The following is a 10,984-nucleotide window of genomic DNA, read 5'->3' on the forward strand; positions in this document are numbered from 1 at the left end:
GCGAAAAGTAAAAAAGTTCCACACCCTTTAGTCGTTCGATGGTGTGGAACTTTTTAGGATTGGGGACTTTTGTCCCAACCCCTTTTTGGACGAGTGGAGTCAATTATTCTAGTTCACTTGTCCATTTTTTCTAAATCTGGACAAGTGACTGCATTTTTTTGTGGTGACTTGTCCACTATCATCTTTTTTAGACAAGTGGACCCTCTTCAGACTCCTTACTTGTCCAAAACACCTTTCTCCAAGTAATACACAACGGCAGCGGCCATTGTTTTTGCGGAAATCATCAATGCGTCTTCATCAATCATGAATTTTGGATGGTGATGTGGGTAATAAGGAGTTCCTTCTTTGTGGGCGCCGACGTAGAAGAAGCAGCTTGGGCGTTCTTGTGCGTAGTAGGCAAAGTCTTCGGAAGCTGTCTCCGGTCCACTGTCCACGACTTCATCAACTTCAGGAATATTGGCCTCATTGATTGCTGTTACTACCATATGGGTCAATGCCTCGTCGTTCATCAAGACCGGGTAGTCATTCTTGTAATCCAACTCATAGTCAATGCCGAATGCGCTGCAAACTCCTGCTAAAATTTTCTTGAATTCTTCTTCCACGATTGCACGAGACTCTTCATCCATAATCCGCACATCGCCTTCTAGCGTTACCGAATCCTTGATGACGTTGGCGGAACCTTTCCCATCAAAAGAACCAATTGTAACAGTCGCTGTGTTAAATGGGTTGATTCGACGACTCACAATCGTTTGAACAGCTGTTACGAATTGGGCAGCAGCCACGATTGTATCGTTGGCTGCGTGCGGAGCCGATCCATGACCGCCCGTACCTTGCAGCTTCACCTTAAAGGTAGCGCAGCCTGTTTGCGATGCTCCCACATGATAATGAACGGTTCCGGTTTCCATCAAACTCATGACGTGAATACCAATGACATGGTCCATCCCGTCTAAGCAGCCGGCCTCAATCATTCCTTTTGCTCCACCTGGCGGCACTTCTTCCGCTGGTTGATGCAGGATACGAACCTTACCCGGCAATTGGTCTTTTAACTCAATCAAGCTTTCTGCCAGAATCATCATATAAGCGGTATGTCCGTCATGTCCGCATGCATGCATCACACCAGGATTTTTGGATGCAAAGGGCAAATCGGTTTCCTCTTGGATTGGCAAGGCATCGAAGTCCGCGCGAATTGCTAGGCTTGGTCCTTCTTTCCCACCTTCAATGTCAACCGTAATTCCATGTCCCTCTCCTACATTCGTGCGAATGGTTACGTCTTTATCTCGATAAAAGTCAGCAATATAGCTGGCTGTTTCGGTCTCTTCAAAAGAGAGTTCTGGATTCTCGTGGAAGTAACGGCGGATTTCAATAATCCTCGATTTTTTCTCTTCCAACTTTTGCATTAATTGATCTAGTAATGTAGCCATTTATATCCCTTCTTTTCTACTATTTTTTTCACTATATTGAGTATATATCTTTCTAATCAACTATGCCAATGAATGAAAAAGAGGCTGGAATTCTCCTCCAACCTCTCCTCCTACTTTATTTAATCCATTCAGCAACTTTATCTGGATTTTCTTCTACCCATTTTCTAGCTGCCGCTTCGGCTTCCATGCCTTCACTTAGGTCCAGCATGACACTCTGCATGTCTTCTACAGTCCAGCTAAAGTTATCTAGAACTTCATATACTTCTGGCATATCTTCTTCTAGCCCTTCACGAGTAAAGGTATGGATTTCCTCTACTTCACCCATAGCCAACAAAGGATCTTCCAAGAATTTCAAATCATATTCCTCAAACATCCAGTGCGGCGTCCAGCCAGTTACGATAATTTCTTCTTGATTTTCAATCGCTTGACCCAGCTCAACGGTCATCGCCCCGGTCGAAGATGTACCAATATTCCAATCACTTAAGTTGTCATACACATTTGGCAACTCCTGTGCCAGTTCAGTAATTCCAGCACCCGGCTCGATTCCAACAATATGTTTGCCAGCCTCGTCCGTAAGCTCTTCAATTGAATCGACTTCCATATAAGTCGGTACCGCCAATCCATTTTGAGCGCCTACTAAATTCGGACCGAGATGAACCATTTGGTCGCCGTAACGTTCTAGGAGAGCACCTTGTGTGGTTGGTAGCCATGGTGCTACCGTCGCGTCTGATTCACCAGTCGCCACTGAGTTCCACATCACTGCATTATCTAAATACGTAATATCTACATCGTATCCTAAATCTTCCAGTACTTCCGCAATGACACTGGCGGATGCAATTTCACTATCCCACTGCATGCTGCCAATGGTTACTTTTTTATCTGTATTTTCATTAGCGGCATAATAAACGGTTCCCCCGACTAATAAAAGGAGAGATGCCACTGCCGTAATGAGCCGTACACGTTTTTTCTTCTTCGCTTCTGCAGCAGAAACAGCCGTTCTTGGTTTGTTTAAGTTCTGCGTAATGCGGTCAATAATAATCGCTAAAATAACCAGTGAAACTCCACTGACGAATCCACTGCCGATTTCAGCACGTTGAAGCGCAGTAAGAACCCCTTCTCCCAAACCAGGTGCACCGATCATGGAAGCTGTAACTACCATAGAGAGAGCAAGCATCGTCGTTTGGTTAATACCAGCAAAAATAGTTTCTTTTGCTAAAGGTAACTCAAGCTTGAATAACTTCTGCCATCCCGTGCTCCCGAATGATTCAGAAGCTTCGCGCAGGTCAGTCGGTACTTGTTGAATTCCCAAGTTGGTAAAACGAACTGTTGGCGGTAGAGCAAAAATAACAGAAGCAAATACGCCCGGTACCATTCCGATTCCAAAAAAGGCAACAGCTGGAATCAAGTAAACAAATGCGGGCATCGTCTGCATGAAGTCCAAGACTGGCGTAATAATGGTCTTCGCAATGGAACTTTTCGCCATTAATATTCCTAGCGGTACTCCAATGACAATAGAAACCAGACTGGCTACAATTACTAAGGTTACGGTATTCATCAAATTGTTCCACAGTCCTTGATTATAGACAAACAACAATCCGAGGAATGTAAATACAGCTAATCCAAATTTTCGACGAGAAAAAAAATACATGAAGATCGTAATTAATGGAATAAAGAGTAACGGCGGTATCAAGAGCAATAGCTCCGTCATTCCATTCATGCTCGCTTCTCCAATGGTTTGCATAAATGTAAACACACCAGAAAAAGTACTCGTCAGCCAGCTAATAAAACTGTCTACCCATCCTGCAATCGGTAGCGGATTTTGTAAAAAGTTCATACTATACAGTCACCTCACTTGTTTTCGCTAATGCATCAATAACGGTTCCGCGGCGTATAATGCCTAACAGTCGTTCGTTTTCAACTACTGCAATCGGTGCTGGGGAATCATTCATCATCTCGAATAAATCTTCCACCAATACATCTGGCGCTACAAGGGTTACGTTTTTATTAATGATGTCATGCACTGATTTTTCTTGACGTTTTGCTTCCAATAAACTGTCGGCTGGAATGTATCCAAGAAGATGTCGTTTACTGTTTACTGCCATTACGAGACTCACATGTTCATGACTAATTTGATTTAGAATCACATTTGGTCCGTTATGGTCCACATTTGCTGTAATTGCAGACTCCATAATATTGGCAGCCGTCAACACTTTCGAACGGTCTACCTCTTCAACGAAATCACGAATATAATCGTTTGCTGGAGAGGTTAAGATTTCTTCACCGGTTCCCACTTGCATAATGACGCCGTCTTTCATGATAGCAATTCGATTTCCAATTCGTAATGCTTCGTTTAAGTCATGTGTGATAAAGATAATCGTTTTTTGGACGTTATTTTGCAATTCAATTAATTCATCCTGCATTTCACGACGAATCAAAGGATCCAGTGCAGAGAATGCTTCATCCATCAATAAGATTTCGGGATCATTTGCTAAAGCGCGAGCCAATCCGACCCGTTGCTGCATTCCACCAGAAAGTTGGTTCGGGAACTGATCCTTGAAGGCAAGTAGGCCGGAATTTTCCAGAGCCTTTTCTGCTCGTTCCGTACGCTCTGCCTTATCTACTCCACGTACTTCCAGTCCATACTCGGTATTTTCTAAAATGGTTCGATGTGGGAATAGAGCGAAGTTCTGAAATACCATGTTTAATTTATCCCTGCGTACCTTACGCAGTCCTTCTTTGTCTAGCGTGGCAATATTGTCTTCATCGATATAGATTTCACCAGCCGTTGGTTCGATCAAACGATTCAACAGACGGATCAATGTCGATTTCCCGCTTCCAGATAATCCCATGATGACAAATATTTCATTCTCATTGATTTCTAGATTGACGTTATTGACTCCTACTGTTGCACCGGTTGCTTTTAAGATTTCTGTTTTAGATTTGTTTTCTTCAACCATTTGCAATGCTTGTTTGGTTTTCTTGCCGAAGATTTTTGTTAAGTTTTTAATTCTTACTTTTGGCAAAATGATTCACACTCCTTCTTTCTTTTTATGTTTTTCTGAAAAGTGACCGTATAAGAATAACATGCATAGTCACTTTTGTCGAGAAAAAACACCCAGAAATTTCTGGGTGTCAATTTTTTGGATAAAAAAAGTGATGCATTTGCTGCAGAGAATACTCGTTTCCGATGAAGTAAATCGTGTCTTGTTGATCGATTTTTGCATATGGTCCTGGAGATAAATACAACTGCTCTTCCTTCATTAAGGCGACAACGGTGGCTCCTGTCATTTGCCAAATGTTCAGTTCCGCAATCGTTCGTCCAAGGTGTTCCGCTTCGTCTGTCAGTACCAATTCGTAAGGAATAAATGGGTTCACGGTATACGATTGCCTCGTCTGCACAATCATATCATCGAGCAAATCTTTGAAATGAGTCCATTCTCTTTGTTGTCGTTCTACACTTTCAACAATTTGGGAACGCATCGATTCAATTGTTTGGAGGTCTTCAAATTGCCGGACATAAGCTTTCGCCTTTTCCCGTGAAGCTACATACGTTCCGCTTCCATGATAAGATTCCATGATGCCTAAATCAACGAGTACTTGCACAGCTTTTCTTGCTGTCTCTGCTGACACATCGAATGCCTTGGCGATGGTGGAGCGGGCGTGAAGCTTCTTCCCTTCTTCATAATGCCCCTCCGCAACTCGTTTCGCCAGCTTCACTGCGACTTGTTGGTATAAAGGCCGTACTTGTTTATTTTTCAAACAATCTTTCCTTTCCATATCGAATTCTCTTGTATTGTATAACGAAAAGAGGCAGAAAGGCAAAATGGTTTGAAAGAAACCAGGCTCTCTAAACCGTTTATTCAGCTAGTAACCATTCTGCACACTCTACAAAATAAGCTTGAAAGGTCTGGTTCTTGAATCCTTCTTCCGTGTGAGTTGGGGTCAAGCATAACACTCTGCCTTCCCCCTCTTGATGGCGCCATCCTGCAATGGATGTTCCTTCTTTCGAGCTACTGGTTAGAAACACTTCCGTTTCTGCTTCATCCACGGCTACAAAGTAATGTTCATCTGGAAAAGAAAAGGTGTCTTTTCCGCGATAAATGACTTCATTATGCTCGTTTGGGTGATGTAAGAAGTGTCCTTTGGTTAGCTTGCGATAGAGGGAACTCTCAGGATAGGAGGATAATCCCGAATGCAAAACGAATAAGCGACCTCCCTTTTGAACATATTGCCAGATGAGTTGATCCAGCTCTTCTGTAAGCCAGCCAGCGTCTCCGTTTTTTGGAGTCAGACGGTTTTCTTTACTGATCAGAATCATATCTGGATTTTCCGCTAAAATTTCCGGCAAATCTTTTACTTCGCCATCTTCTATCTGGTGGGTAGATAGTGTTGTTTGCAGAAATTGTAATAATCGATCATGAGAGTGGTAGTAGTCTCCTAACAAGGTAACGATTCGCATGCCCATCCTCCTTCTATTCATTTTCAAGTAGTTCGAGAACCACTTTTAAATCGGCTAAGGTATCCACATATCCATACTTGCCGCCTTCATAACTGCCCGTTTGGACGGTTTCCATTTGGCGTTTGGCTAGCTTGTCCAGTTTATCATCCATGTCTTTTACTTGGAAGGCAATGTGATGGACGCCCTCTCCTTTTTCATCCAGATGCTCCCGCCAAGTAGATGGTTTTTCGTCCGGCTCGATTAACTCCAATTGTAAGTTCGGCCCAATATCAAAGAAAGCAAGTTTTGCGGTAGCGTCACTATCTTCTCCTCGGTAGTACGTTTTTTTCCCTGGTGGAGACTTTGCAATGGATATTTCTGGTACCGGAACTGCAAAAAACTTTGCGTAAGCGTTTGCAGTTTCTTCTATATTCTTTATAATGATGGCAACTTGAACTACTTGATTCGTGCCCAGAATCGGTTGTTCCATTTTTGCACCTTCTCTTTTTTATTTTCTTTTAGCTTATCAGACCGAGGATTCAGGTACAAATATAAACATGCAAAAAATCGAAACTTCAAGTTACGAAAAGCACTCGAAGTTTCGATTTCAGTTTTATAGTTCTTTACTTAACTCGATGATGCGGTCCACCGAATCGTCAAGGTATTGAATGGTATCACGGAGTGGTTTTTCTGTGGTAATGTCCACTCCCGCCACTAAGGTTGCTTCTTGGGGAATGAGTGTACCACCTGTTTCTAAGAAGGCCAACCATTGATCAATGGCAGGCTGTCCTTCTTCTTTGATTCTCAAGAAGGCTTGGGTTGCGATGGTTAGTCCTGCTGAGTAGGTGTACGAATACAATCCCATGTAGTAATGAATCTGGCGCATCCAAGTCAGCTCCGCACCAGGCTCCAGTTCTACTGCATCTCCCCAGAATTTTTCCAAAACATTCCGTTTGATTTCACTTAGTTTTGCTGCATCGAAGCTCTCTCCTGCATCTACTAAGCGGTAAACTTCACGCTGATAAGCAGCTTCCAATAAATGCGTAACGAAATTATGGAAGTACGTTTTAGAAATCATCTTCGCTAGCACGGAACGTTCCATTCTTGGTTCACTGCTCTTTTCCTTCAAATAATCAGTCAGCAATAACTCATGGAAGGTCGATGGGGCTTCAATCGTATATAAGGAAGCACGTGCACCTAGAAGTGCGTTTGTTTGATTTGTGATCATCCCTTGTCCCGCGTGTCCTAACTCGTGGAATAACGTATATACATCCGCTAGCTGTCCTGCCCATGACATTAAAATATATGGGTGGTTTTGGTAGGTAGTCGAGCAAAATGCTCCCGAACGCTTCCCAATATTTTGGGCGAAATCAACCCATCTTTCTGGGTAAGCTCGCTCAATCATCGCTACGTATTCCTCACCCAATGGAGCTAAGGCTTCACGTACCATTTCTTTTGATTCTTCGATTGTAACGGATTCAGCAAAATCTGGGTCCAAATCGATTTTCAAGTCTGCATAATGCATCGTTTCTAATCCATTCGCTTCCTTCACATGGGTAATGAACTTCTGCATTACCGGTGCAAAATCTTCCATCAGTAAGTCAATTTGACGATGGTAGAGGTCTTGGCCTACTTCTTGACCAGACAATAAATAATCGAATATGGAATCAAATCCACGCATAGTTGCCATTGTTTTTTCTTTTTGCAATTGTGTGTAATAAGCTGTCGCTACGACGTTTTGATACTTTTCCATGACAGAAGAAAGTTTCGCAAAGGCAGCACGACGAACGTTTGTATCAGGGTGATACATATAGTAGTCTTCGTAGAGCACGTAACTTAATGGATACGTTACCCCATCCACTTCAAAGGTACCAAAGTCCATATCAGCCGAACGAGCCTGCTCGAAAACTTGTTGAGGCGCATTCAGTACGGGACTTAATTGAGCAAATGCCTTCTCAACTGCTGGATCCAACTGCATCTTTTTCAGGCGTTTTATCTTGCGAACAAAGGCACTATAGGCTGGTTCTTGGTTTGCCACTTCGTCTAGAACACGGTCATTCATAGCAGTCAGTTGTGATTCAAAAAAAGTAAGCTTGGCACTTAGAACAGCCATTTTATTTTGGATGGAACGGGAATATTGCATGCTGCCTCCATCCGTAATGTCGGCGGATACTGGTAAACTGGCATACTGGCCGATTGTGGAAGAAGCTTTCATGATGTCTTCATAAGCATGAATGGCAGATAATACTGTAGCGGAGTTATCCATCTTGCCGTCATAGGTTTGGCTGAACAGGTTTACTGCCTCTTCTACTTTCTCTAATGCTTCGTTACTTTCTTCTCTAGACTTAAACAAAGCCGTTAAATCCCATTTCAATTCATCGGCTATCTCATGGCGTTTTTTTAATTCTTGTGACATGTATGCAAGCATCTCCTCATAATTTTTTCATATTTCTAATCATTGTAACATTTATTTGTTTTATTGAATATAAATATTAGCTTCTAACAATCCTGTTTTATTTCCATAGATAAACTTTGTAACGATAAATATAAGAATATCTGCTCATTGACGAAGTCTTGAAAACTCCTATAATTAGGCATATTTGGATGACTGATGATAGACACTGGAGGAAACAAACGAATGGAAAATAGTAATAAAAAATGGTCCGCAGCGGGTATGCTCGTAACCATTGGAATTGTATACGGAGATATTGGCACTTCTCCTTTATATGTAATGAAATCGTTAATTCATGGAAATGGTGGGTTGGCATCCATTTCAGAATCATTTATTTATGGTGCCCTCTCCTTGGTTGTCTGGACTGTCACCTTGCTGACAACGATTAAGTATGTCGGTATTGCCTTGCGGGCTGATAACCACGGTGAAGGAGGGATTTTTTCTCTCTATACCTTGATTCGCAAAAAAGCGAAGTGGCTGATTATCCCTGCCATTATCGGCGGAGCTACCTTACTTGCGGATGGAATTTTAACACCTGCTGTAACGGTCACTACTGCCATTGAAGGGTTACGCGGAATTCCTGCCTATGTGGATTTGTTTGGAAAAAGTCAAAATACGGTTATATTCTTTACGATTTTAATTATTAGTTTTCTTTTTTTGATTCAGCGTTTCGGTACAGAAACGATTGGCCGTTTATTTGGTCCTGTCATGTTGATTTGGTTTTTGGTCTTAGCCATTCTTGGGGTTATGCATATGGCAGGCAATTTGGAAATCTTGAAGGCGCTCTCCCCTCATTACGGGATTCAACTGCTTTTTAGTGATCAGAATAAGGCTGGCTTTTTAATTTTAGGAAGCATTTTCCTTTCAACAACTGGTTCTGAAGCTTTATATTCTGATTTAGGACACGTTGGCCGCAGCAATATTTACGCTACTTGGCCTCTGGTTAAACTTTCTTTATTACTAAATTATTTTGGACAAGGTGCTTGGTTGTTAAAAGTCAAGGATGATCCATCCTTACAGGAAATGGACGGGTTCAATCCGTTTTTTGAAATGATGCCCGAAGATTTCTTGATGTTTGGGGTATTCTTGGCTACTCTTGCCGCGATTATTGCTTCTCAAGCTTTGATTTCCGGTTCGTATACCTTGATTTCTGAATCGATTAAATTGAATTTGTTGCCACGCCTGCAAATTAACTACCCGTCTGGTTCTAAAGGACAAATGTATATCCCGCTCGCTAATTCCATTCTATGGATTTCCTGTGCAGGAGTTGTCCTCTATTTCCGTAATTCTGAACACATGGAAGCTGCTTATGGATTAGCAATTACGGTTACGATGCTCATGACAACATTGCTGCTCTACCACTATTTACGGATACATAAAGTCTCTCGCTTCCTTTCAACACTGATGTTCGTTTTCTTCGGCTCTATTGAATTGATGTTCTTCTTATCCAGTGTCACGAAGTTTTTCCATGGCGGATTCGTTACGGCGATTATCGCCCTCGTTATTATGGGAATTATGTTCGTATGGCATCGTGCTTACACGATTGAGCAACAAGTCGTGAAAGAAGTATCCGTAAAAGATTATTTAGACCGTTTGCAAGCTGTCAAAGAAGATCCTTCCATCCCTCTCTATGCTACCAACTTGGTTTACTTAACCAGTAAATCAAAACCAGGGCACATTGATAGCAAGATTATGTATTCGATTTTCGATAAACAACCAAAACGTGCTCAAGTCTATTGGTTTGTAAATGTGGAAGTAACGGATGAACCTAGAACGATGGAATATGTGGTGGAAAACTTCGGAACGGACTTCGTCATTAAAGTACAATTGCGGCTCGGATTCCGCATGCCGCAACAAGTCAGCACATACTTACGTCAAGTCGTCATTGATTTGATGAAAACTGGCGAAATACCTACTCAGCCACAAAAATGGTCGATCAGTGAATCCAATCGTAATGTCGGAGACTTCTGCTTTGTATTAGTACGCGAGGAACTTTCCAACGATACTGAAGTTCCAGCCTTTAACCGTTTCATCATGCATTTGAAACTAACCATTAAGAAAGTAGCCCTTTCTCCAGTAAAATGGTTTGGGTTGGAGTATACAGACGTCAAAACCGAATACGTACCTCTTCTTCTTGGAAAACGAAAGAAAACGCAGTTACAGCGTGTTTTTTATCACCAAGATTCAGCTGATTGAGTATAATGGAGAAAAGGAGGTTTTATCATGAATGATATTCTAGAATGGACATTTATTGCGAAAAGCAAACTCCCCGAAATGGTGGAAGCAATCTTTGCCAGTAACGAAGAACATGTTGCCTCGTACAAAACCATCCGTGACACAGCAACCTTTACCAACAAACGGTTGATTGTCCGCGATTCGCAAGGTTTCACTGGTACAAAAGTAGAAATGTTCTCGATCCCTTATTCTTCCATCAACATGTGGTCGACAGAAAATGCAGGGATTTTGAAAGATTTGGACGGCGAAGTGACCTTATGGACGAGAAGCGGAACCTTCAAAATCAAGTTGCGCAAAGGCATTGACGTTCGTGATTTTGAACGTGTGATTGCGGAAGCTATTTTCTAATAGCTGAAAGACAAAAAACTTTATGAACGCTCCGCGTTCTATGCCATGACGGAAAATCACGTGCAGGAGTATAATAGGGATGGCAATACA

9 protein-coding genes are annotated in these 10,984 nt (G+C 42.1%); 2 read left to right on the forward strand and 7 right to left on the reverse strand.

Translation table 11 applies throughout. The features are described from left to right. Positions 1-215: 215 nt before the first annotated feature. The 7 genes from PVE40_RS11520 to pepF form a co-directional block, all read right to left on the reverse strand. Positions 216-1,421: a M20 family metallopeptidase gene (locus tag PVE40_RS11520; protein ID WP_274732090.1), complete on the reverse strand. Its 1,206-nt coding sequence runs from the start codon at positions 1,419-1,421 to the stop codon at positions 216-218. Positions 1,422-1,536: 115 nt separating this feature from the next. Further along, positions 1,537-3,255: an ABC transporter permease/substrate binding protein gene (locus tag PVE40_RS11525; protein ID WP_274732091.1), complete on the reverse strand. Its 1,719-nt coding sequence runs from the start codon at positions 3,253-3,255 to the stop codon at positions 1,537-1,539. A gap of 1 nt (position 3,256) precedes the next feature. Then, positions 3,257-4,444: a quaternary amine ABC transporter ATP-binding protein gene (locus tag PVE40_RS11530; protein ID WP_274732092.1), complete on the reverse strand. Its 1,188-nt coding sequence runs from the start codon at positions 4,442-4,444 to the stop codon at positions 3,257-3,259. Between the two features lie 109 nt (positions 4,445-4,553). After that, positions 4,554-5,198 carry a GntR family transcriptional regulator gene (locus PVE40_RS11535; RefSeq protein ID WP_274732093.1) on the reverse strand — a complete coding sequence of 215 codons (645 nt, stop codon included), beginning with the start codon at positions 5,196-5,198 and terminating at the stop codon, positions 4,554-4,556. 79 nt (positions 5,199-5,277) lie between these two features. Further along, a complete protein-coding gene (locus tag PVE40_RS11540; protein ID WP_274732094.1) occupies positions 5,278-5,880 on the reverse strand; it encodes a ThuA domain-containing protein in 603 nt (200 codons plus the stop codon). Between the two features lie 13 nt (positions 5,881-5,893). Beyond that, entirely contained in the window at positions 5,894-6,349 is a 456-nt protein-coding gene (locus PVE40_RS11545; RefSeq protein ID WP_274732095.1) for a VOC family protein, read from the reverse strand. Between the two features lie 123 nt (positions 6,350-6,472). Then, the gene (pepF, locus tag PVE40_RS11550) at positions 6,473-8,275 is read right to left on the reverse strand and encodes an oligoendopeptidase F (RefSeq protein ID WP_274732096.1); all 1,803 of its coding nucleotides are present in this window, start codon (positions 8,273-8,275) and stop codon (positions 6,473-6,475) included. A 222-nt stretch (positions 8,276-8,497) separates the two neighbouring features. Here pepF and PVE40_RS11555 point away from each other — a divergent pair, with 222 nt between their 5' ends. Together PVE40_RS11555 and PVE40_RS11560 are read left to right on the forward strand one after the other, a co-directional pair. Next, on the forward strand, positions 8,498-10,507 hold the full coding sequence (locus tag PVE40_RS11555; protein ID WP_274732097.1) for a KUP/HAK/KT family potassium transporter: 2,010 nt from the start codon (positions 8,498-8,500) through the stop codon (positions 10,505-10,507). A gap of 27 nt (positions 10,508-10,534) precedes the next feature. After that, on the forward strand, positions 10,535-10,894 hold the full coding sequence (locus PVE40_RS11560) for a PH domain-containing protein (RefSeq protein WP_274732098.1): 360 nt from the start codon (positions 10,535-10,537) through the stop codon (positions 10,892-10,894). Positions 10,895-10,984: the final 90 nt, after the last annotated feature.

The sequence above is a fragment of the Jeotgalibaca caeni genome (assembly GCF_028863945.1).
In the GTDB taxonomy this organism is placed as follows: Bacteria; Bacillota; Bacilli; order Lactobacillales; family Aerococcaceae; genus Jeotgalibaca; species Jeotgalibaca caeni.